The sequence below is a fragment of the Staphylococcus chromogenes genome, assembly GCF_029024625.1.
Classification (GTDB): Bacteria; Bacillota; Bacilli; order Staphylococcales; family Staphylococcaceae; genus Staphylococcus; species Staphylococcus chromogenes.
In genome coordinates this window covers 892,777-915,875 of the sequence record NZ_CP118953.1, presented here as the reverse complement: position 1 = coordinate 915,875, position 23,099 = coordinate 892,777, and the positions used below count along the sequence as shown (strand labels likewise).

The 23,099-nt window shown below is 34.3% G+C and carries 18 protein-coding genes and 1 pseudogene; 4 read left to right on the top strand and 15 right to left on the bottom strand.

What is annotated here, in order from left to right; translation table 11 throughout:
- The first annotated feature begins 1 nt into the window (after position 1).
- Positions 2-1,198 carry an MFS transporter gene (locus PYW36_RS04440; protein WP_115346990.1) on the top strand — a complete coding sequence of 399 codons (1,197 nt, stop codon included), beginning with the start codon at positions 2-4 and terminating at the stop codon, positions 1,196-1,198.
- Between the two features lie 323 nt (positions 1,199-1,521).
- On the opposite strand, the pseudogene PYW36_RS04435 reads toward PYW36_RS04440, so the two are convergent.
- Positions 1,522-2,196 (bottom strand): annotated as a pseudogene (locus PYW36_RS04435) (IS6 family transposase).
- A 43-nt stretch (positions 2,197-2,239) separates the two neighbouring features.
- On the opposite strand from PYW36_RS04435, the gene PYW36_RS04430 reads away from it, so the two are divergent.
- Positions 2,240-2,578: a hypothetical protein gene (locus PYW36_RS04430; RefSeq protein ID WP_103159589.1), complete on the top strand. Its 339-nt coding sequence runs from the start codon at positions 2,240-2,242 to the stop codon at positions 2,576-2,578.
- Positions 2,579-2,666: 88 nt separating this feature from the next.
- On the opposite strand, the gene PYW36_RS04425 is transcribed toward PYW36_RS04430, so the two are convergent.
- Positions 2,667-3,953, bottom strand: coding sequence for a dicarboxylate/amino acid:cation symporter (locus tag PYW36_RS04425; protein ID WP_103159588.1), 1,287 nt, complete (start codon positions 3,951-3,953; stop codon positions 2,667-2,669).
- Positions 3,954-4,166: 213 nt separating this feature from the next.
- On the bottom strand, positions 4,167-6,071 hold the full coding sequence (locus tag PYW36_RS04420) for a YSIRK-type signal peptide-containing protein (protein WP_172458433.1): 1,905 nt from the start codon (positions 6,069-6,071) through the stop codon (positions 4,167-4,169).
- Positions 6,072-6,351: 280 nt separating this feature from the next.
- Between PYW36_RS04420 and PYW36_RS04415 the strand changes: the two genes are divergently transcribed.
- Positions 6,352-7,227, top strand: a complete 876-nt coding sequence (locus PYW36_RS04415) for a cation diffusion facilitator family transporter (RefSeq protein WP_103159622.1) — start codon at positions 6,352-6,354, stop codon at positions 7,225-7,227.
- Positions 7,228-7,316: 89 nt separating this feature from the next.
- Here PYW36_RS04415 and PYW36_RS04410 read toward each other — a convergent pair whose 3' ends face one another.
- From PYW36_RS04410 to PYW36_RS04400, 3 genes are all read right to left on the bottom strand, one after another.
- On the bottom strand, positions 7,317-10,319 hold the full coding sequence (locus PYW36_RS04410) for a fibronectin-binding protein FnbA (protein WP_142382091.1): 3,003 nt from the start codon (positions 10,317-10,319) through the stop codon (positions 7,317-7,319).
- 355 nt (positions 10,320-10,674) lie between these two features.
- On the bottom strand, positions 10,675-11,301 hold the full coding sequence (locus PYW36_RS04405) for a response regulator (RefSeq protein ID WP_037577223.1): 627 nt from the start codon (positions 11,299-11,301) through the stop codon (positions 10,675-10,677).
- Positions 11,302-12,423, bottom strand: a complete 1,122-nt coding sequence (locus PYW36_RS04400; RefSeq protein WP_037577226.1) for a GAF domain-containing sensor histidine kinase — start codon at positions 12,421-12,423, stop codon at positions 11,302-11,304.
- Between the two features lie 213 nt (positions 12,424-12,636).
- On the opposite strand from PYW36_RS04400, the gene PYW36_RS04395 reads away from it, so the two are divergent.
- Complete coding sequence (locus PYW36_RS04395) at positions 12,637-13,467, top strand: RluA family pseudouridine synthase (RefSeq protein WP_037577228.1); 831 nt, start codon at positions 12,637-12,639, stop codon at positions 13,465-13,467.
- 38 nt (positions 13,468-13,505) lie between these two features.
- Here PYW36_RS04395 and PYW36_RS04390 read toward each other — a convergent pair whose 3' ends face one another.
- From PYW36_RS04390 to queG, 9 genes are all read right to left on the bottom strand, one after another.
- Positions 13,506-15,668 (bottom strand): RNA degradosome polyphosphate kinase, encoded by a 2,163-nt coding sequence (locus PYW36_RS04390; protein WP_037577230.1) that lies wholly within the window; start codon positions 15,666-15,668, stop codon positions 13,506-13,508.
- 92 nt (positions 15,669-15,760) lie between these two features.
- Positions 15,761-17,287 carry an exopolyphosphatase gene (gene ppx / locus PYW36_RS04385; RefSeq protein ID WP_103159620.1) on the bottom strand — a complete coding sequence of 509 codons (1,527 nt, stop codon included), beginning with the start codon at positions 17,285-17,287 and terminating at the stop codon, positions 15,761-15,763.
- 21 nt (positions 17,288-17,308) lie between these two features.
- Positions 17,309-18,694, bottom strand: a complete 1,386-nt coding sequence (fumC, locus tag PYW36_RS04380; RefSeq protein ID WP_037577233.1) for a class II fumarate hydratase — start codon at positions 18,692-18,694, stop codon at positions 17,309-17,311.
- Between the two features lie 144 nt (positions 18,695-18,838).
- The gene (locus PYW36_RS04375) at positions 18,839-19,249 is read right to left on the bottom strand and encodes a hypothetical protein (protein WP_103159619.1); all 411 of its coding nucleotides are present in this window, start codon (positions 19,247-19,249) and stop codon (positions 18,839-18,841) included.
- Between the two features lie 99 nt (positions 19,250-19,348).
- Positions 19,349-19,513, bottom strand: a complete 165-nt coding sequence (locus tag PYW36_RS04370; protein ID WP_157946077.1) for an SAS053 family DNA gyrase inhibitor — start codon at positions 19,511-19,513, stop codon at positions 19,349-19,351.
- Positions 19,514-19,530: 17 nt separating this feature from the next.
- The gene (locus PYW36_RS04365) at positions 19,531-20,130 is read right to left on the bottom strand and encodes a 6-phosphogluconolactonase (protein WP_037577237.1); all 600 of its coding nucleotides are present in this window, start codon (positions 20,128-20,130) and stop codon (positions 19,531-19,533) included.
- Positions 20,131-20,148: 18 nt separating this feature from the next.
- Positions 20,149-21,318 (bottom strand): N-acetylglucosamine-6-phosphate deacetylase, encoded by a 1,170-nt coding sequence (gene nagA / locus PYW36_RS04360; RefSeq protein WP_103159618.1) that lies wholly within the window; start codon positions 21,316-21,318, stop codon positions 20,149-20,151.
- Positions 21,319-21,335: 17 nt separating this feature from the next.
- Positions 21,336-21,806, bottom strand: coding sequence for a tRNA (uridine(34)/cytosine(34)/5-carboxymethylaminomethyluridine(34)-2'-O)-methyltransferase TrmL (gene trmL / locus PYW36_RS04355; protein WP_037577242.1), 471 nt, complete (start codon positions 21,804-21,806; stop codon positions 21,336-21,338).
- Positions 21,803-22,936: a tRNA epoxyqueuosine(34) reductase QueG gene (queG, locus tag PYW36_RS04350; protein ID WP_037577244.1), complete on the bottom strand. Its 1,134-nt coding sequence runs from the start codon at positions 22,934-22,936 to the stop codon at positions 21,803-21,805. Before queG ends, trmL begins: the two co-directional genes overlap by 4 nt.
- Between the last annotated feature and the right edge of the window lie 163 nt (positions 22,937-23,099).

Genomic DNA, 23,099 nt, shown 5'->3' with positions numbered 1-23,099 from the left:
TATGAAAAACCTATATATAGTTTCATTATTAAGAGGTATTACTATAGGTTTTTACGCTCCTATTTGGATTATATATTTGTATAATTCTGGTTATAATCTTTTTCTGTTGGGAGTAATAGGAACTGTTTTTGAAATAATGAAATTTGTATTTGAAATACCATCTGGAGCTATTTCTGACAAGTTTGGAATTAAATATAATTTAATAGCTTCATTTTTCTGTCTTTCGATTACTTGGTTTTTATTTCCGTTTTCTTCAAATTTAATGATACTGATTATACTGTTGCTAACCTGGACATTATCAGAAACTTTATTTTCTGGAACATTTGAATCATGGATTAGTAAAGAAACGGAAAAAAGTGACTTTACACGAGTACTTTTTAATAATACAAAGATATTTATACTATTTATCATTATAATTTCTCCTTTAGCTAGTTTTATTTATAAAATAAACGAATTCTTGCCATTTATATTAGCAGCAATGAGTTCATTAATATTAATCTTATATTTAATCTTTTTTGTGAAAATTAGAAAAAGCGAGCAAAATGAAATAGAAGATTGTAATTCTATAATTGATATCATCAAAAATGCAAGTGTTGCAATGTTAAAAAACACAAGGACAATGAACATTATAATAGCTAGCTTTTTCTTTGCTTTTGTTATAGATACAATTGATAGGTATTGGCAACCTTTTTTTCAGCATATAAACATCGATGAAAGCGCATTTGGTTTTGTCACAACAGTTGGAGGTATCACCTTATTAATACTTTTACACATCTTTTCTGTTTTTGATAATCAATTAAATCGAGTGCCGGAAAGATATAATGTTCTAATAACATTTATATCTATATTGCTTATTTTATTATTATCTATAGGAAAAAAAGTCGTTGCATTTTTTAGTGTTTCTCTAGTGACAATAGCAGATGATTTAATGAATGCTGTAATTAACAATGCTATAAATCAAGAAATGTCTGATAAATCAACAAGTATGGCAACTATATTTTCTTTAAATGGCGCTTCAGGAGCATTAGGAGAAATTCTATCGGGTGTAATATTTGGATTTTTGATTTTAAAATCAGGATATAATTTGACCTTCATTTATTGTTCTGCTCTACTAGTAATACCATTAATTCTTTATATTTATAATGTGAAGTTAGTCAATAAAAAAAGTGCTTCTATCCCGAAAGTCGAAAAAAATTAGTTAGTTATCAAATTAAGATATTTAATATACCAGGGTCAAAAAAAATAACGTCTACACCGTGCGCAGTGTAGACTCAAACAATAATAATAAACCAGAAACCTATTATTAACCCCATAAACCGTACAAAAGCCCCGAAAACTAATAGATACAGCGCCTTACATAAATGGACGCAAATAAAGAGAGCTATCTAGCCTCCAAACGAGTTAGATAGCTCTCTTAACGGTTAAAGTTAATCTTCGTTATTGAGTTGATATAATCTATCAGATTATGTTGCAAAGTTAAAAAATAAACCTCTAGACTAATGTTTAAAATAATACTTCGTATTAACTTGCTAGCATGATGCTAATTTCACGGCATGGCGAAAACCCGTAGATCTGAAGAGATCTGCGGTTCTTTTTATATAATCCATAAATACATTCAATGCCTTTAATCTTATTCTTTGGCGTATTGATACTTTGATAACTTATTTTCCTTACTTTGATATGACGATGATCTTGTTCAATGAGATTATTTAAATATTTAGAGGTACAATGACAGTACGGGATGAGTTTAAAATATTTGATTAGTTTAGACATTGCGGCCTTCGTTGAAGGTGCTTGATCTGTAATTATTATTTTGGGTTTGACAAATTGCTTAATAAGACGCTTAATAAACGCATATGCCGCATGATTATCTCGTTGGCTTACGCAACCAAATATCTAATGTATGGCGTTTGCATCAATCGCACGATATAAATAGCACCATTTGCCCTTAATTTTGATATATGTCTCATCGATATGCCATTTATAATAAGCTTTTTTATGCTTTTTCTTCCAAATCTGATACAAAATCGGTGCATATTCTTGAACCCAACGATAGACTGTTGAATGATGAACATTGACACCACGTTCTCTTAATATTTCAAATATATCACGATAACTCAATGCGTATCTTAGGTAGTAGCCAACGGCTACAGTGATGACATCTTTCTCGAATTGTTTATATCTGAAATAGTTCATACAGAAGACTCCTTTTTGTTAAAATTATGTTATAAAATCAACTTTGCAACAGAACCAAATTTTTTATATTGACACAACATTAAAATTTGAAGAACAACAACTCATCAATGAATTTGCGATATTTAGTCATGACATTAATCAATTGAAAAAGTTTGACTACACACCACCAGTGAGTGAAATTCATTTCTTTGAACCTGATTTATCATTTACTTTGATAGAATATGGACCTGAGGAATTGTCACTTTTACTCAATATGGATTCAGGATTAAGATTAAATAATTGTGCAACAGACTCTGGTATTTCCCTACGCCTTAACGTCACTAAAAGTGATTTTGAAAAATTTATTAATGATTTGTTATCTGTAGAAAATATCGATGTTTAATTCTTTGAAGAAATAAAAAACAACAAAAAGCTCCTTATAAAGTGTTTACTTCATAAGGAGCTTACGAGAGATTCGGCTTTCGCATTATTTACTCAACATGCATATTTCCTTTTAATTTACGTCCTTCACGTTCAGATAAAATTAATGCACACGCTGCATCCCCAGTAATGTTAACCGCTGTACGTGTCATATCTAATAATCGGTCAATACCCAAGATGATACCAATTGCCGCTGGGTTCAAACCTACTGCTGTTAACACCATTGCTAACATAATGAGACCCACGCCAGGAACACCTGCTGTTCCAACCGATGCGATAACCGCAATTGCTACTACAGTAATCAATTGAAGTAACGTTAAATCCGCACCCATTAACTGCGCGATAAAAATTGTTGCCACCCCCTGCATAATGGCTGTACCGTCCATGTTTATTGTGGCTCCGAGAGGCTGTACGAAACTTGCAATTTCAGGACGAACCCCCAAACGTTTCGTACATTCCATAGATACTGGTAATGCGGCGTTTGAGCTTGATCCACCAAATCCTACTGTAATCGCTGGTAAAAACCCTTTGAAAAATTCCATTGGACTACGACGTGCAAGAAATTTAACAGCACCTCCATAGACAACGAAGAAATGGATAAATAACGCAGCTAAGACGACGATAAAGTATAATCCGAGTTGTCGTATTGCCCCAAAACCTGCTTCTGTAAAAGCATGCGCGACTAAACCAAAAGTACCAATTGGCGCAAAAACGTTCATAATCATGGAAATTATATACATTAGGACTTCATTAAATTGTTCAAAGAATTTATGTACAATTTTTCCTTTTTCACCAACCATCATAATTCCAATACCGATAAAGATGGCAAATGTAATAATTTGAAGCATGTTCCCTTCAGTCATTGCTTGTACAGCATTTTTTGGGAAGAAATTAATTAACGTTTGATCAAATGTTTGATTCATCGGTGAGTCAGCACCTGATTTTTGACTATCTAATTGTTTTTGGTAAGATGCTACTTCTTCACTTTTTAATAAATCCGAATGCCCTGCACCTGGTTTAACAATTAAAGCTAAAATCATGGCAAGTGTAATCGCTAACGCAGTCGTTGTTAAGAAGAAAACCATTGTTTTTAATCCAATGCCACCTAGCAACTTCGGATCACCTACACCAATTACGCCTAGCACTATTGAGACAAAAACAACAGGCACAACAAGCATAAAGATTAAATTTAAAAAGATTTGTCCAATTACATTTAAAATATATTTATTGATGAATGAAACCCACTGAGCCCCTTCAAAGAAATTAAATAACGAACCGATTGAAATCCCTAAAATAAGTGCAATTACAATCTTCATTGTAAGTCCTTTAAACTTCATATATTCATCCCCCTTTACTCAATAAAGATATTATAATCTGAAAATTAGCAAAAGAGCAATAAAAATTTTGTTATATGTCAACTAAAAAAGGTTGAGGTTAAATATATACTAAAAAATGTAAAATGGAATTTTAAGGTGATATTGTATGACATTAACAACAAATCCCCCTAAACTGGTTAGGAGGAATTTTTGAGAAGTATTCGAATTAATAGATTACTGTTTTGAATGTTTACGACGTTTTATCAAAGTAGCTAAACCAAAGATAGTTAAAAATGCCCCTATAATCCCTGTTGTTTGCGTAGATGAATCATGTCCCGTTTCTGGTAACATTTTGTCGTTTTTATGCTCAGAATCCTGACTTTTCATCTGTTTGTTTTCTTTATGCGTGTTCTGTGGCGTCATCATTTTTGAGTACATTTCATATTGTTTATTCATTGAAGGATGCATTTCTGATTCCAAATGCGCCTTTGGTAGGTTTGTGTCTGACTGACGCTCCATGTGTGGTGCTTTTTTCTCCACTTCTGGTTCTAAAATTTTTGGTGTTTCGTTTTTAGGTGTTTTTTCTCCAGAATGCTCTTTTTTCGGTATCATTTCTTGTTTTTTCTCAACTTCGGGTTTCGGAGTTTCCATTTTATCTTTAGGTTGTGGTTTGTTTTCTTTTTCTGATGGTCCATTTGGTTGAGGCATTTCATTTTTAGGCTGCTCTTTTTCTTTCTTTGGTTCAATGATTTTAATGTTACCATCATTCCATGGATCTTTTTTAGGCGCTTTTGGTTCACCTTTTAAAATTTTTTTTAAGTCTTCATCTTTTAAGATAAAGTCATCTGAATCTACATTCGGTGTTTCTTTCTTTGGTTCAATGATTTTGATGTTGCCGTCGTTCCACGGATCTTTTTTCGGTGATTGAAGTTGTTCTTTTTTCGGCTCAACGATTTTAATATTGCCGTCGTTCCATGGATCTTTTTTAGGCGCTTTTGGTTCACCTTTTAAAATTTTATTTAAGCCTTCATCTTTTAAGATAAAATCATCTGAATCTGCATTCGGTGCTTCTTTCTTTGGTTCAATGATTTTGATGTTGCCGTCGTTCCATGGATCTTTTTTAGGCTCAACAATTTTGATGTTGCCGTCATTCCATGAATCTGTTTTTCGTGTATTTTCTTTACCTTTTAAAATCTCTTTTGATTTTTCGTCATTTACAATGAAATCGTCTTTATCTAAATTGGAAGTTGTAGTGCCATAACCAGCTGCATTATTTTTATAAAATTTTAGTACGTTCGTCCAACCCATATGTGCTGTTCTGTAGCCACTAAACATATTAGGATAACCAATAAGTTGTGTCTGATATTTTAATAGGTGCGCATCTTTTGCATATTTTCCTTCAGTGACAACGACATAATTTTTGCTTAAATCTTCTATGTCCATTTGATATCCATTGTTTGTGTAATAAATATTATTTACCATTTTAGGTGTAATATCTTTAAATGCTTTTGTATTCGTTGTATCTGCAAATACACTCGGATTTAACAACCCATGACCCATGGCTTCGTAAATTTTTACTATAGGGTTACCTGCCTTAACTTGTTGACTAAGAACGTTGCCAATAAGCGTCCCACTTTTCACTTGGTTGTTTAGGTTACTGACGAAAGCAATATGCTTGAATGTATTGTTGATAGTGTCTTGAGAAATAGGCGATGCTTTTTGAATCTGTGGTTGAGGGTTTGAAGATCTTGGTGATATCGTTGGTTGAACATCATTAGCAACTTTAGTTGTTTGAATATCTTCATTTTGTGTCATTTGAGATGCTTCATGTTTTACTGGTTGTGCGATTGATTTAGTTTGATGACGCTCTATACCTTCATTCGTTTTTAAATCTACGTTCTTTTGCAGATGTTGGTTACTTTGTACTGGAGTCTCTGATTTAGTTAAATTTTCATTTTTTAAATTTGTGTTGACTTGGGTTGTTTGTTGTAGTGTGTCTGGTCCTACAGTATCAACTTCTGCAGCTTTAACCTCACTTGAACTATGGTTTGCTAAAAAGATGACTGTCCCTAATACGACAGACGCTACTCCAATTTTGTATTTTCGAATTCCATGTGTTGTTTTGACATTGTTGTTCATTCGATTTACCTCCATTTAAAAAAGTTATTATTAATTTTCTATAATTTTTACTCCTTAGGTACACCATAACACCAAAAATAAATAATAAATAGTGCTAAACTCTATATTTAAGATATTTTAAATATAGCTTTAGATAATTTATGATTCTCTTAAGGTTCATTGTGATAACGCTTCCTATTAGGGTAATATTACATAGAAGTCATTTTTTTAATTGAATGTACTAGCATTTGAAATATTTTAGAGGCATAATAAAAGAACGTTAAATTTTGAGGTGTTCTAAGTGCAGATAGAATATAAAATTTCTCAGGCTAAAAAAGGAGCCTATTTAAGTATCGTGACTTATACCGCATTAACTATTTTAAAAATAGTCTATGGTTGGTTAGCAAACAGTCACGGCCTCACCGCTGACGGGATAAATAATGCAACTGATGTTATCAGTTCCGTTGCAATCCTTATCGCATTGTATATTTCTCAAAAGCCCGTTGATAAGAACCACCCTTATGGACATTATCGATCTGAATTTATCGCTTCCTTAATTGCATCATTTATTATGTTTGCGGTGAGTATACAAGTTATTACGACGGGCATTCGTCACTTTTATGAAGGAACTTTTCAACAACCTAGTTACTCAGCGGTCATTGTCGGCGTCCTGTCAGCAGTCATCATGTTTATTGTGTTTGTTATCAATAGAAATATTTCTAAAAAAGTGAACAGTAGTACGTTAAAAGCAGCCAGCTATGATAATTTGTCCGATGCACTCGTATCAGTGGGAACCGTTATTGGTGTATTAGGAGTTTATATGGGTGTTCCGATGTTGGATACAATTGCAGCCATTATTATCGGTTTACTCATTATGAAGACGAGTATTGATATTTTTAAAGAAACAGCGATTACTCTCACTGATGGGTATGATGAAGAGGAATTAGACCATATTCATCGTATTATTTCACATATTGATGGCATTTATGAAATTAGAGATATTAAAGCAAGAAGTCATGGCGTTATGTCATTCATTGACGTTACTGTTTCCGTAAACCCAAAATTAAATGTTGTTGAAAGTCATGAAATTTCTGATCGCATTGAACATCAACTTCAACAGCGTTTAGGCGAAGTAGAAACCATTGTTCATATCGAACCGCATACATCCGAATTTTAAGGTTTTACCTCATTGATTTATCTATATCAAAAAAAGGTACGTTCAGAATCTATTTAAAATTCTGTCGTACCTTTTTTATATTTCAATCTCTATTTGTCTTCTTTTTTACGTTTTCTAAAGACTAACATTAATCCTGTCAATGCCATGAAGAAAGCGATTAAGCCAGTTGGTTTTGATGTATTTCCAGTTTCTGGTAATTCTTTCTTATCTTGTGTTGTATTTTGAGAAGTTTTCTCTTTTTCTTCTAAACCAAATCTATCCTCATTTGCTTGAGTATTCATTTCCTTAGAAACTTTAGTATACGTATATTTTGAATCATGCTCAGCATTATAACTATTGTTAGCCACATTATTAATTGGATTCACAGATTTAACTTTCTTAGGAGCATCCTGAGAAGTTGTTGTTGTTGTGTTCGTTTTTTTCGAATCGTTATTCTCATCAATTTCCGGTTGATTTTCACTTATTATTGTCTCTTTAGGTTGATGATTTTGATTAATTTCATTTTGAGGAATCTTCTCTAATTTATTTTGATTTCGCTTCGTTTTAGTATTTCTGTCTTGGTTCTTATTACTATCAACATAAGCGTCATTTATATTTGATTCAGAAGGTGTTTCATTCTCTTCACCTATAGAGTGGTTTAATTTATTTTCAGTATCCTCTTCAATTATAGAATGGTTAATTTTATTTTCAGTATCCTCTTCTACTATTGGATTTTCAGGAACTATTTCAGTAAGTTCATTTTCTTCTGTAATTTTTGAATCCTCATTTTGTGGAGAAGTTTGTTCTTTTAACAGGGGTTGTTTTTGATTATTTTCAAGCTCTGATGGTGTCTCATATGCATCCTTATTTGTTTTTGGTGCGTTAAAATGATTCATTTTAGAATTAAAATCCAATTTTATTGTAGGCGCTCCACCCCTAGGTGTATCTTCTTTAGGTTCGAGTGTTCTTTCTGTTTCAACTAAGTTGTTCTCTTCTACTTCTTCTGTCGCTTCACCTGTATTCGAGCCACTCATTCCTTCTGGTGTTGTGCCTTCCTCAAATTCCACAAGGTTGTTCTCTTCTACTTCTTCCGTCACTTCATTCGTATTTGAGCCACTCATTCCTTCTGGTGTCGTGTCTTCTTCGTACTCTACGAGGTTATTTTCTTCTACCTCTTCTATCACTTCATTCGTATTTGAGCCGCTCATTCCCTCTTGCGTTGTATCTTCAATAAAGTCGATATAGTTACTCTCTTCTTCAAATTCCATCGCACCATTATATGCACCTGTTATTTCTTCTGTGCCTGTGTCTTCTTCAAAATCGATTGGGGCGCTGTCTTCATGTTCTTCAATAATATTTGGATTGAATCCTGTAACGTCATCTGGTTGAGAATCAAATGTTTCATTGTATTCGTCTTCCTCAACTTCTACCATTGGCCCCTCATATTGACCACGGATCACGCCGTCACCACTATCTTCTGTAAAGCTAATCAAATTGGATTCTAAAAGGGGCTGGTCTGTACCTTGACCTGTTCCATTATTTTTATAGAATACAACACCATTTTCCCATTTAACTGTTGTATAGTAATAAGGATATGTTGATGGATAGCCTGCGAACTGAGTAAGGAAATTTAATTCATTCGCCTCACTCATATATTGACCTTCATAAGTTATAATATAAGTTTTATCAAGCTGATTCATAGCTAATGTGTAACTACCATTAGTGATTGAGAGTTTATCAGTCAATGTCGAAGTGACATCTTTAAAGTTTTGCGTATCAGAAGTATCCGCATAAACACTTTGATTTAATGGGGATTGCCCTATATATTCAAATACTTTCACAGTCGGCTGACCAGTTGTGGGTATACCACTTGTCACATTTCCATTTATTATTGGATTTTGAATGGTATTTTTGATTGGATTTACGTAAGCAATATGTTTAAAAGTGTTTGTCTCTTTATTTATATATTCTATTGAACCGTTAATATTCAGACCTCTATTATTAATGCCATTGAGGTAAGCGATATTTACATCTTTAGTTGTCGCTTTTCCATTTAATTGTGAAGTAATCGTCTGCTTCCCTTCAGTCGTTACTTCTTTAGGATCAATAAATAAATTCAAACTTAATGAACCAACAACATTTACTTTATTGTCAATATAATCTGTAAATGTATATCGAATATTATGCTCGTCTAATAATTGCCCCGTTGCCATGACGACAGAGCCATTTTTTAATTCAGGCAATTTTCGTGTAGATGAAATCCCATGGGTATTCACATTATTTGAGATTGAAAAATCAAAGTAATCTCCTTCTTTCATACCATTTGGAAATTGCCAATCATATTTCAACGTTACACGTTCAGCGTTATGAGGATTGACTGTGTCTTTACCTTCTATTTCTGACTTAATAATTTGAACATTTTGCGTTATGTCGTTGCCTGTAGAAATAGAAGTTGTTGAATGGCTTTGAGTGGTTTCTGGTGTTGTTAAGGAGGTGTTGTCTAATGCTGTTTGTTGAATCTTATCTGCTGATGTTTGGCTTGATGAAAACGTATCTTCTGGCGTGGGTACAATTTTTTGTTGTGACATGTCCGATGATTGAGGAGTGGCGGATGCACTGCTTTGCGATGGTGTAATTCTTTGTTGAGGAATGTCTTGAGTTGTATAACTTGTAGTGGTTTGATTTGTGGGTTTAATTTCAGTAGATGTCTCATTAGTATTTGTTTGAGTATTCGTTATGTTAGAATCATTCGTATTAGTGTAAACTTGAGCGTCTATCGTAGAATTTGCTTCTACACGATCTTCGGATGGAACAGGCTTATTGTTCTCAGCTTCAGTTGCCAACTCATTGACATTAGAAGAACTTTCCTCAGTAGTTGTGACAGCGTCTGTCGTTGTCATGCTTGAACTCGAGTTTGTACTTCCAGTAGTTTCGTTATTTGTCGCACCTTCGTTTTTTTTCTTTGTCATCTCACTTTGACCTGGGATGATTTCCGCCGCTTTCGCTTTTTCTTCCGTCATTAATCCCAGAAACACGAAAAGGCCTAACAATACCGATGAAGCTCCCGCTTTATATTTACGAATCGCATGTTTTTGTTTTATCTTTTTTTTCAAAATATGTTCCTCCAATATTTTCCCTTAATATTCCCTAATTTTTTTGGCATTCATGCATCTTATCACCATTTATAAAAAATAGATATCCAAAATGACATTAATTAAGTGAAATTTAAAGTTACACTTTCCACTTATTTTTACTTTATTCCTGACATGTTACACCTTATTATTTTATTCATCAATTAAATTGCTTTTATTTTAATTATGCAATAATTTATATATTAGATACCCAATTTTTTATCCTTCTAATGCTTATTCTCTCTCCTTTTAATTAACTGCTAAAATATAACCATTAAATATTTTTCAACATTTGCACAAAAAAACTACCTTACGTTTTGTAAGATAGTGATGTTACCTATATTAAATGATTTTCCATCGCATATATCGCTGCTTGTGTTCGATCGGATACTTCTAATTTATTAAAAATATGACTGACATGTGTTTTAACTGTTTTTTCAGAGACAAACAACTGTGCAGCAATTTCTTTATTTGTTTTACCTTGCGCCATTTCTTTCAATACTTCGGTTTCTCGTTTAGAGAGCTTGTTTAAGTGATGGGGTTTACTTTGTACATTGTTCATTACAGCTTCAGCTTCTTTATGTACCACACGCTCCCCTGCCATTACACGTTCAATCGCATCGATCAATTGTTCTGCTTCTACATCTTTCATTTGGTACCCGTCTGCTCCCTCTTCTAAGGCAGACATAACATGTTCATCATCGACATAGCTCGTCAATACTAATACTTTAATCGTGGGATAGTTTTGTTTCAGCTCATGAATCAATTCTATTCCATTCATCTCAGGCATGACAAGATCAACAAGTATAAGCTCTGGAGCAATTTGGGATGTTTTTAATGCTGTTAAAACATCATAGCCATTTCCATAACTGCCCACAACCTCTATATCTTCTTTTGTTGATAATAAAAACTCTAACCCTTGTCTTACAATATAATGATCATCTACAAGTGCAATTTGTTTCATCTAATCACTTCCTTTGTGGTGAATTGGAATATCTAAATCTATACAAACCCCTGAGTTTGAGCGCACATTGATATGTCCATTCATTAGTGCGACACGTTGTCTCATATGTGAAAGACCATGATGCCCTCGCTCATCAAGATGTAACGGATTAAATCCTTGACCTTTATCAGAAATTTGAACTTGTAATTGGTCATCCGTTTGATTCAGATGGACATATACTATAGACACATTGGCGTGTTTTTTACTATTATTCATCGCCTCTTGAATAATACGATACGTATGTGTTTCGATTTTTCGGTCTAAATCAATTAAACCATGCACTTTAATATCGACATTGATATGAATTAATTTCGCATATTGCTTGATTGCATGTACTAAACCTTGCTCTAAACCCACGGGCTTTAATTGCCATATGAGCGCCCTCATTTCATTCACGGCATTTTGGCTTGTTTGTTCTATTTGGCGAAAGGCCTTTTTTGAGGTTGCTTCTTGAGAAATTTGACCTGCAGCATGTGCAGTCAATTTTAAAGAGAACAACATTTGATTTACTGAATCATGTAAATCCCGCGCCAGTCGATTACGTTCATTGATAAGGGCCGCTTCTTTTTCTTGATTTGTTAAATAAATGCGTTTAATTGCAGAACCAATTTGGAACGCAACTGATTCAAGCAATTCTAAATCTTCATCTGAATAGCGTTGGGTGTGAGGTGTTGCGACATTAAGTAAACCAAATTGTTCATTGCCTGATCTTAAAGGAACTGTCGCATGATGTGTAATGTCTTCAGTCTCATCTTTAAACTCTTGGCTCGCTAGGTTGATTCTTGAACAGTTGATGATATTAGAAGCTTTTGTTAGTTTTTTGTTATGGTAGGATTGCACACACCAACATGAACCCTCTGTCATATATTTACAATTGTGATTCGTTAAGGCTTTGGGTAATGCGACATCTGCTTCTAACGTGTGGGCCCCATTCTCATCAATAAAAAAGACCCAGCCGGTCGTAAAGTCACTCCCTTGAATTAAAGATTCAAGTGCCCCATGCAACATCGGTTCCAATTCCGTTTCTTCATTTAAAAATTCAGCAATTTCTTTCAATAAGGCAAGTCGTGTTGGTTTTTCCATACTCTTCACTCCATTTATCGACTTCTATATTAGTATACACTTGAATCCAAGCGACTTCAAAATCATCATTTGACTAATCATATTGAATAATGCGATGAATATTACTCACACGTCGATAAACCATTAATTGTCCGATTCAACTCAAAGATCGTCAAATTTTTTAGTTATTTAAGTCTACAAATATGGTATGATGATTGAGGTAAGGAGGCTATTATGAAATTTACAGTAGCAGAACCGTTTAATGATATGTCATTACGAGACATGTTTAAATCTTTAAAATTACCAAAAAAAGAATTGCATTTATTAAATATGTCAAAAGAGATTATTATTAACGATGAATCCGCTTCATTAAACACAATAATTTATACAAATGATCACGTTGTACTTCCTGATTATCATGACAAAAGTCAGTATGTCCCTAGTTATCGTCATGCTCAAGTGGTCTACGAAGATGAGTATCTAGCTGTGGCATATAAACCTAAAGGCGTAAAAACACACCCGAATGATTTAAAAGAAAGTAATACATTGATGAATCATTTAATTTATACATTAAATGAAGATTACGTGGAACCTATTCATCGTTTAGACCAAGAAACAGTGGGATTACTTATTGTTGCTAAAGATCCTATTGTCAAAAAGATACTGGACCGTATGTTAGAAGAGAATGAAATACATCGAATTTACCGTGCGCAAGTAAAGAGCCTTTTACCTCTCAAACCACAAACCATTGATCAACCTATTGGAAAAGATAAGTTTCATCCCAATAAAAGACGTATTTCACCGACTGGACAACGCGCAATTACTCATGTCATCGCCTCTAAAATGGTAAAAGAAGGCGTATGTGAAGTACAACTAAAATTAGATACTGGGCGGACACATCAAATTAGAGTTCACTTGGCTTCGTTAGGGTATCCTGTCATCGGAGACCCTTTATATGGTCAATCCACGTTACGTCAATTACAACTTGAAAGTTATCAAGTTCAGTTTAAACATCCTATTCTTCAACAAGAAATTAATGTCACACTAGATGACGTGCCATCATAAAAACATCTGTCATGCGCGAAAAGCATGACAGATGTTTTTTATCTTCTATTAAATTTCTTTTTAAAACGGTTCACCCAATTCGATTTTGGACGCACGGGTTGACCGGTTTCAACAATATTTTCTTTTTTTAGATGCAAACCAAATTCCACAGCTTCCTCCATTAATTTTTCCTGAGAATTGATTGGAGGGAAGTCATTTTGCACATAGTGATAAACACCATATCGATCTTGGTATCGTCCTTTTTGATTGTCTGAGAGTTGAAGCTCTAAATAAGAAACTAACCGTTTTGCTATTTTTTGATTGAGTACTGGGAATAAAATTTCTACACGTTTAATCATATTACGCGTCATCATATCTGCTGATGATAAATACACTTTTTCGTTGCCGTTATTATAGAAATAATAAATTCTAGAATGTTCTAAAAGTCGACCAACGATACTGACAACTTCAATATTTTCGCTGACTCCTGGTATCCCCGGTTTTAAACAACAAATTCCTCGAATAATTAATTTTATTTGAACGCCTGCTTGTGAAGCTTCAAATAATTTTTTGATTAATGCTTTATCCGTCAAAGAGTTCATTTTCATCATCATTTTACCATTACCATATTTCAAATGACTTTGAACTTCTTCCTCTATACGTTCAATAAATAAATCTCGAATTTCATACGGAGATACATTTAATTGTTGATAATCTGGTTTAATGGAGTATCCACTCAGATAATTAAAGAAACTCATTGCGTCTTTACCGATAGCGCTATTCGTTGTGATGATGCCCATATCTGTATACAATTTGGCTGTTTTATCGTTGTAGTTCCCCGTACCTAAATGCACGAATGGAACTAATTGACCATTTATACGTTTAACAATCAAAGTAATCTTACTATGCGTTTTTAAATGCGTCATTCCATACATGACGTGACATCCCGCATCTTCTAACATTCGTGCCCAGTGCACATTATTTTCTTCGTCAAAACGTGCTTTCAATTCAACGAGAACTGTCACTTGCTTTCCATTTTCTGCCGCATTTTTTAGCGCTTCAATAATTGGAGAATCGCTACTTACACGGTACAATGTTTGCTTTATAGCTATGGTATTGGGATCTTCTGAAGCCTCTTGAATGAAATCAACGATAGGCTCAAAAGATTCATATGGATGATGGAAAAAGATATCTCTTTTCATCGCCAATTCAAATATATTATTATTCCCCAACGATTGCGGCACTTGTGGTGTATAGCGTGGATATTTTAAGTCTTTTAATTTATTAGACAGATGATCGACCAATTCAAAAACCATTGTGAGATCCAGTGGTCCTTCTGTCAGATAAACATCTTCTTGTTCTAATTCTAAAATATCAACAAGCCAATCTAAATTATTTTCAGGATGTGTACGGTTATCGATTTCTAATCTAACGGCAGCACCACTCTTACGTTCCTTTAAAAAACGTTCTATTTCAATGAGCAAATCTTCTGCGCCATCTTCGTGAATGGTTAAGTCAGCATTTCGAGTAATTCTGAATGTATACGTATTTAATATTTCATACCCTTGAAATAAGTGCCCCATAAAGTACGTAATCAAATCTTCAATCAGTACTATATAATGATGATTTCCTTCATTAATAGAGATAAATCGCTTCAACAATGTAGGAATTTGCACAATCGCCGAATTGATTTCATTACCAGTGTCTATGTCTACAAATATATTCAATGTTTTGTTGTTGAGTTTTGGGAATGGACGATACGCATCAATGCCTAACGGTGTTAACGTAGGCAAAATTTCATTTAGAAAAATAGTCTCTAACTGTTCTATGAGAGATTCATTTAAGTCATCAGGTTGACTTAAAAATACATCATAATCTCTTAACTCTTCAATAAGTTCATTATATCTTTGATATTGAAATGCGACATTTTTTCGATTTTTCTTTTCTATTGCTGACAGCTGCTCAAGAGGGGTCATTTGTGTTTTATTTTCTGGTTTGTCGAACCCCATTTTCACTTGATCTTTTAATCCTGCAACGCGAACCATGAAAAATTCATCTAAATTAGAACTTCCAATCGCGATAAAATTAAGCTGTTCTAATAGTGGATTAGAACTATCACATGATTCTTGCAATACACGATAGTTAAAATCCAACCAACTGACTTCCCGATTGTTATAATAACTTGGGTGATTGATGTCTAAATGATTATTCGTATTTGTCACTTTTAATTTTCACCTCATTAATAGATCCCAAAGGTCCTTTATGCTTAATTTAGAATAACACAACCCATATTTCGATAAACATAAAGCTAAGCTTAAGATTCTGTAAAGTTAATTTTAACTTCGTCTTTTAAAACTTTTTCAAGGTGTTTCTTTTGGCGTAGTGTTTGGTAGGCTTCAGCAATAGGTTCCCCTTGATAATAAACATCTAGTTGGAACCCTTCTTTTTGTTTTAATAAAGTTAATTGACTAACGGTGTTCGTGTTTGAAATATTCATGGCGTTAACAAATTTGACAACCCCACCTAGTGCTTGAATATGATTCATTTCATCAGAATTAAACCATCCTGTCTCATCGCTATAAAATTTTAAAAGGGTTTTATTTTTAAAACTTGCGAGTAATGCCAATGTGACACGTTCTTTATGTGTGAGACCATTGATGCTAGAGTTTGCAATAATGTAATACGTATGTTGTGAACTAGAGTCAGAATCTATAAATTTGCCTAAATAATAGAGATATGCCGCTTCTAAGAAGAGTTGTTTTAATGGTTCATCAATATCTAATTTTTTATATTTTAAAATTTGATTATATAATGATAAGGCAAGTTTCACACGTTGTTTTGCACCGCTTTGTTCAATGTGATATTCATTTGCAAGATGTTTTAGCGCATCTTGGCGTACATGATTTTTCGAAAATTCTCCTGGATATGCATTCGCAATTTGATTCATAATGAAACCTTCACGAATCCCTTTCCTTGAAAAAGTAAATGCATCCGCATCGATGATTTCATATAAAACATTAAATACAGCAACGGCAGGTAGAATAATATCTGCGCGGTCACGGCTTAAACCATCTAAATTGGTTAAATCCTCACGGGATGTTTTCTTCAATAATTGGTAAACTTCCTTTAATCCATCGTGATTCATTGTATATCCATGGACACCAGCAATAGGATATTGATGTAAAGACTGATGAATGCGTGCACAGTTACGTGCCGACCCTCCGATGCCCACAAGATGAATATCTTTATCTTTAATCCAATCTAATTGGCTAAATTCATTTTTCAAAAATTTTTCCATTTTTTTTATGGCATCTTTGTCATTGTGATCTTTACCTTCAAAAAACATACGTGATAAAGTCACGACACCGAATGGAAAGCTCGTTGCCTCTTTAATTTTACGCTTTTCGAAATAGGTCACTTCTGTTGAGCCACCGCCGATATCAACTGTAATTCCATCGTCAATACCTGTGGTATGCGTGACGGCATAAGACCCATAAAAGGCTTCATCTTCTTCTGGAATAATAATGATATCAATACCAACTTTTTTCTTTACATGTTTAATGATGTCTTTTTGATTTGTAGATTGTCGTATGGCCGCTGTTGCAATAGGATATAAATGATCGACTTCAAATTTATCAGCCACTTTTTTAAAACTGTGTAAAGCATCCGTCAATACTTCAATCCCTTCCTCTGACATACGTTGATCTTTATCTAAATATTGACTTAATCTTGCAGGTGTTTTGATGTTTTGTATTTCATTAAGTCCGATATCAGGATGAAATTGAAAAATTACTAATCGAATCGTGTTGGATCCGATATCAATTAATCCGTTCCTTTCCATTGATAAGAAAAGCCTCCTTGCTTATTTTGGATGAACCATGTCTTCCGGTTTAATCCATTCATCAAATTGTTCCTCTGTTAAGTGACCTGATTGAATGGCTGCTTCTTTTAAAGTTAACCCTTCTTTATGCGCTTTTTTAGCAATAGAAGCTGCATTTTCATAGCCAATGTGTGGGTTTAATGCTGTGACGAGCATTAATGAGCGATTTAAATAGTCATCAATATGTTCCTCAATCGGTTCAATACCAACAGCACAGTTTTTGTTAAATGTATTCATACCATCAGCAAGTAAATCAATCGATTGTAACGTATTATGCAGAATAACAGGTTTAAACACATTTAATTCAAAGTTACCTTGAGAACTTGAAATACCTACAACCGTATCATTTCCCATCACTTGAACGGCAACCATCGTTAACATTTCACATTGCGTTGGATTAACTTTACCTGGCATAATTGAAGAACCTGGTTCATTTTCTGGAATCTTAATTTCGGCTAAACCTGCGCGTGGCCCCGACGCTAACCAACGAATATCGTTCGCAATTTTCATTAAGTCTCCTGCTAACGCTTTTAAAGATCCGTGTAATTGAACGACTTCATCATGTGCTGTTAATGCATGGAATTTATTTTCTGAAGAGACAAATGGATAACCTGTATTTTCTGAAATGTAATGTGCAACTTTATCACCAAATTCAGGATGCGCATTGATACCTGTCCCTACAGCTGTGCCTCCAATAGCTAAGTTTAAAATATGTTTTTTAGAATCCGCTAACAACGATTCACACACGTCTAGCATATAACGCCAACCACTGATTTCTTGTCCTAACGTAATAGGTGTTGCATCTTGAAGGTGTGTACGACCAATTTTAATAATGTCTTTATATGCCGTTTCTTTTTCATGAAATGTATCGCGTAATCCTTTAAGGGCTGGCTCTAATTTAGATTCAATTTCGTGATATAGTGCGACATGCATCGCCGTTGGAAAAGTATCATTAGAACTTTGAGATTTGTTTACATCATCATTTGGATGAATATGTTCGTCGCTTCCTTTAGATTTTAAATAGTCATTCGCAACGTAACTTACGACTTCATTTACATTCATATTACTTTGAGTACCGCTTCCTGTTTGCCAAACAACAAGAGGGAAATGTTCATCTAATTCCCCATTTAAAATGCGGTCACATGCATGAACAATAGCTTCTTTTTTAGCATCGCTTAATTTGCCGAGTTCGTGATTTGCTAATGCTGCACCACGTTTGAGTTGTGCAAACCCATATATGACCTCAATGGGCATTTTTTCTTTACCTACTGGAAAATTTTGTTTACTACGTTGTGTTTGTGCACCCCAGTATTTTTCTGCAGGTACTTCAATTTCGCCGAATGTATCGTGTTCAATTCTTACTGACATATTGATTCGCTCCCCTTTATGAAATATGTATCTTCAATTAAATTATAGCATTAAACAAAAAGTAGGTTCAATTGCCCATCTATGAGAATATAAAAAAGATGAAAGCGCTTTTGAACTTTCATCTTTTGAGATCAATCTATTCTTTTAGTTATTTTCAGTTGAAAATTTGTATTTTACAGCTTGAACAACTGCTATAGCTGAAACAATATATAGAATAACTCCTAGTGCTAAAGTCACAGGACTCATCGCAATCAATACGCCTAAAAACCCTGTGAGTGTTGTATAAAAATCATTTAAGTATACAAATAAAGCCGCCGTGATTGCTAAACAGCATATTACGCTAATAATAATCCCTTTTTGGTTATTATGTATAAATACGCGGGCATGCACTTTTTCTTCTAATAATCCCTCAGATAAATTCATTTGCATTTGAACGACTTTAAACAACACAGGCAAATAGAGGGTTCCTAAAGCGAGCGGAAATCCTTTAATCGATAGTAAATTGATTAATGTAGAAAAAATGAGCAAGGGCACCCAATAACGATGAAGTTTCATATTTTGACACCTTTCATTTAAGTCACAGTTTATTTCATTTTAATGCATACACATAAATAAGACAATGACATAAGAACATCTTACGTCATTGCCTTTAGATTATTCTTCAGTTTTATCTGAACGAATAGATGCGTCATGTGTTTGGTTCTCTTTTTCTTCGTCATTCGCTTCAGAAATTTGTTCCATTTCTTTCCCTAAACTGACAAGATCATCAAAATCATCGACCATTTCGTTTTCATGTTCGATATGTTTTTCTTCTGTCATAATGGCACCCCTATTCTTTATGCATATAGAGAAGTGAAATATTCTCTGACATCAGCTGGCAAACCTTGAGCTGCAGCTTCGTCTAAAATGACATTCACCATACGGTGCGTTTTTAAGCTTGATGGAATAAAGCTTGTATTACCATTATCTTCATATAACTTTTTAATAACATCAGCTTTATCATGTCCTGTCACAATGACAAAAATTTCACGCGCAGGTTTTAAACCATTGTTCACTGGTACTCCGAATTCACCATTCTGATTAATAGAAACAACTTGTAGTGTCAATTTGCCTTTATTATCTTTTGTTTTCGCTTTATGTTCGATAAATTTTTCAACATCGTCATCTTCTGGAATTTCATGAATTTGTTTTTCTGGTACACCTAACGCTTTAAAATATGATGTTTGCTTGTCATAATCTAGCACATGAATTTGACTAAAATCTACGGCATGATTATCTACATTGCGTTTTAAATAGTCTAATACTGGTGCTTCTTCACCACTCAAATGAAATCCAGCAATTGTCGTAGGATTATTGTTAAATTGTTTTCTGATGATATCTGCTGCATAAATTGCTGCAGTATCTTTGTCTTTAAAAACTTTAAAGTTCATTGCCATATTCGTACACTCCTCTATTTATGCATTCTTGTCTTTAACATTATTAACTACATACCCCATCTTGATTGTTTTTAAAACATTGATCTCTTGATCCAAAATAACGATATCCGCATGCTTGCCCTCTCGCAAACTGCCTTTTTGATGGAGAATGTTTAATGCTTTAGCTTGATTATAACTTGTTACACGCCATAAATCTTCTAAAGAACGTCCCGTGAATTGAATTAAATTTTTCAAACCCACATTCATTTTCAAAATACTCCCTGCCAATGACCCATTTTTTAATCGAGCTTCATGATTGGCGACAGTCACATTTTGTCCTCCTAAATCATAAGTTCCCTCACCTAATCCTTTAGCGCGCATCGCATCTGTAATTAAATACATACGTGTCGTTTCCTTCATCTTAAAAGCAATATCTACTGATGCGGGATGAGAGTGAATCCCATCTGCAATCAGTTCACAATGTAAAAATGGGTTCGTCCATGCCGCTCCAAATACACCTGGATTACGATGTGTAAATGGCGTACCAGCATTGTATAAATGAGTGACATGTCTAGCACCTAACGTCACCGCTTCATTTACTTCATCAAAAGTTGCAACCGTATGGCCAATTGAAAAAATATTTTGATCACTTAGATTTCGAATAACGTCTAAGGCCCCTGAAACTTCCGGGGCAATAGTGACAATTTTGATGAGTCCTTGTGCTGCTTGTTGATAAGCTTTCAATTGCTCTAAAGTTGGAGGTTGCACAAATTTAGGATTTTGGGCGCCCACTTTATGTTCTGAAATGAAAGGACCTTCTAAATGCACCCCGAGTATTTCTGCTTCACGTGGCGATTGATTGGGTTGATAATGTGCAATAGTTTGTAGCGCATTAGTAATGGCTTCATTGGATTGCGTCATTGTAGTTGGCAAATAACTCGTTGTGCCTTCTGATAATAGTTGCTCAGATAAATGTTTCAAGCCATGCGTCTTGGCATCCATCGCATCTTCACCATATCCCCCATGAATATGGATATCAATAAACCCAGGTAAAATATGACTGTTCGGAACGTTAATCGTTTCTAAATGGCCCTGATAAGGCATATGACCAATATGTGAAATATATCCCTCTTTGATGATGATATGTCCATTCTCAATTTTGCCATCTTCAGTATAAATGGTACCGCCTTGAATAACATATTCTGTCATAATATCGCCCCTAAAATTTACTGTAAATTAGGATAACCCTGTTGTCTTAACGCTTCATAAATTAAAATTGCAGCTGTGTTCGATAAGTTTAAGGCACGAACTTTATCAGTCATTGGGATACGTAACGCAGTATTTTGATAAGTATCTTTTACCCAATCAGGTAGTCCTGTCGTTTCTTTCCCAAAAATAAAGTAATGGTTTTTAGTTGCATCTGAAAAATCTTGAGAGGTATGATTTTTTGACCCAAATTTCGTAAGTAGATAATATTCACCCTCTGTAGCTTCGAAAAATTCTTCGATACTATCATGGTAGGTAATATTAACAAATTTCCAGTAATCTAACCCGGCACGGCGAAGCATTTTATCATCTGTACTGAAACCTAATGGGCGAATTAAATGCAAATGGGTGTCTGTCGCCGCACATGTTCGTGCAATATTTCCTGTATTTGCGGGTATTTCCGGTTGATATAGTACTACGTGTATCGTCATTTTGTTTGTCTCCTCATTTCTAAACCTTTTAACATTTCATTTTGAACCTCTTCTAGTTCATCGTCATAATGCGACATAATATACTCTTTAGCATCCACACCTAAAATTTGACCAATTGCCCAATACGCTGTCCCTCTAATCATGGGTCGGGGATCATTTTCTGCAACTTGTTTTAATTCTGGGATCGCAGAAACTTCATTAAAGTGAGCTAATGCAATAATAGCGTTTCTCTGTATAGGTTTCTTGCCACGCCAAGCCCCTGCTAAGTGACCATATGTGTTTTTAAATTCTTTATTTGTCATTTGTAATAATGGAATAAGTCTTGGTTTTAATATTTCAGGTTCTAAAATAATATCCTCTTGTTCAGTATTTATTCCTCTATTTTTAGGGCAAACTTGTTGGCAAGTATCGCATCCATAAAGACGATTCCCTATTTTATAGCGATATTCATCTTTTAAATAGCCTTTAGTTTGTGTTAAAAAACTAATACACTTTTGACTATTAAGTTGACCATCACCGACTAATGCTCCTGTTGGACAACGATCGACACAAATGGTACATGTGCCACAACTATCCATAATCTGTTCATCAGGTGGAAATGGAATGTTAATTAACATCTCACCAAGATATGACCATGTGCCTAGCTTCGGATTGATTACAAAACCATTGCGTCCTGTAAAACCGAGTCCTGCACGTTCAGCGACAGCACGATCAGATAAAACCCCCGTATCTACCATAGACATCATTTCTGCTTCTGGTACTTTTGAGGAAATAAATGTCGCCAAATCATCAAGGCGTCGACGCATAATCGTATGATAGTCTTGTCCCCAAGAAGCGCGCGCAAACATTCCACGACGATCACCACGAACACTTTTAGGTGCATTTTTAAGTTTATTCGGATAACCTACTGCAATCGCAATGATGGATTGTGCAGAAGCCATCGATAATTTAGGTTCGGTTCTTAATTGAATATCAGATTCCTCAAATCCTGAGGCATAGCCATTTTCGTGATAGTCGATTAACTTATTTTTCAATTCATCAAAAGGGTCAGCCGTCGTAAAACCGATATCATCGATGCCAATTTGTTGTGCATAATCAATGATTTCTTGTTTTAATGTTTTAATATCCAATATTTTCACCTCTCAAAACCACTCTACCATTTTAACATAATTCTAAATAACCCTTTCAAAAATTTGTCGAATATCTGTTTGAAAAATCTCTCTTATTTAGAGAAATTTAAATAATAATGACGTTAAAAAATTGTCATGATCACCGTAATTCTGTGAAGTACCT

Coding starts and splice junctions, on each gene's coding strand:
- PYW36_RS04440 (WP_115346990.1), top strand. CDS start 2: ATGAAAAACCTATATATAGTTTCATTATTAAGAGGTATTACTATAGGT.
- PYW36_RS04425 (WP_103159588.1), bottom strand. CDS start 3,953: ATGAAGTTTAAAGGACTTACAATGAAGATTGTAATTGCACTTATTTTA.
- PYW36_RS04420 (WP_172458433.1), bottom strand. CDS start 6,071: ATGAACAACAATGTCAAAACAACACATGGAATTCGAAAATACAAAATT.
- PYW36_RS04405 (WP_037577223.1), bottom strand. CDS start 11,301: ATGAAACAAATTGCACTTGTAGATGATCATTATATTGTAAGACAAGGG.
- PYW36_RS04400 (WP_037577226.1), bottom strand. CDS start 12,423: ATGGAAAAACCAACACGACTTGCCTTATTGAAAGAAATTGCTGAATTT.
- PYW36_RS04395 (WP_037577228.1), top strand. CDS start 12,637: ATGAAATTTACAGTAGCAGAACCGTTTAATGATATGTCATTACGAGAC.
- ppx (WP_103159620.1), bottom strand. CDS start 17,287: ATGGAAAGGAACGGATTAATTGATATCGGATCCAACACGATTCGATTA.
- fumC (WP_037577233.1), bottom strand. CDS start 18,694: ATGTCAGTAAGAATTGAACACGATACATTCGGCGAAATTGAAGTACCT.
- PYW36_RS04375 (WP_103159619.1), bottom strand. CDS start 19,249: ATGAAACTTCATCGTTATTGGGTGCCCTTGCTCATTTTTTCTACATTA.
- PYW36_RS04370 (WP_157946077.1), bottom strand. CDS start 19,513: ATGACAGAAGAAAAACATATCGAACATGAAAACGAAATGGTCGATGAT.
- PYW36_RS04365 (WP_037577237.1), bottom strand. CDS start 20,130: ATGGCAATGAACTTTAAAGTTTTTAAAGACAAAGATACTGCAGCAATT.
- nagA (WP_103159618.1), bottom strand. CDS start 21,318: ATGACAGAATATGTTATTCAAGGCGGTACCATTTATACTGAAGATGGC.
- trmL (WP_037577242.1), bottom strand. CDS start 21,806: ATGACGATACACGTAGTACTATATCAACCGGAAATACCCGCAAATACA.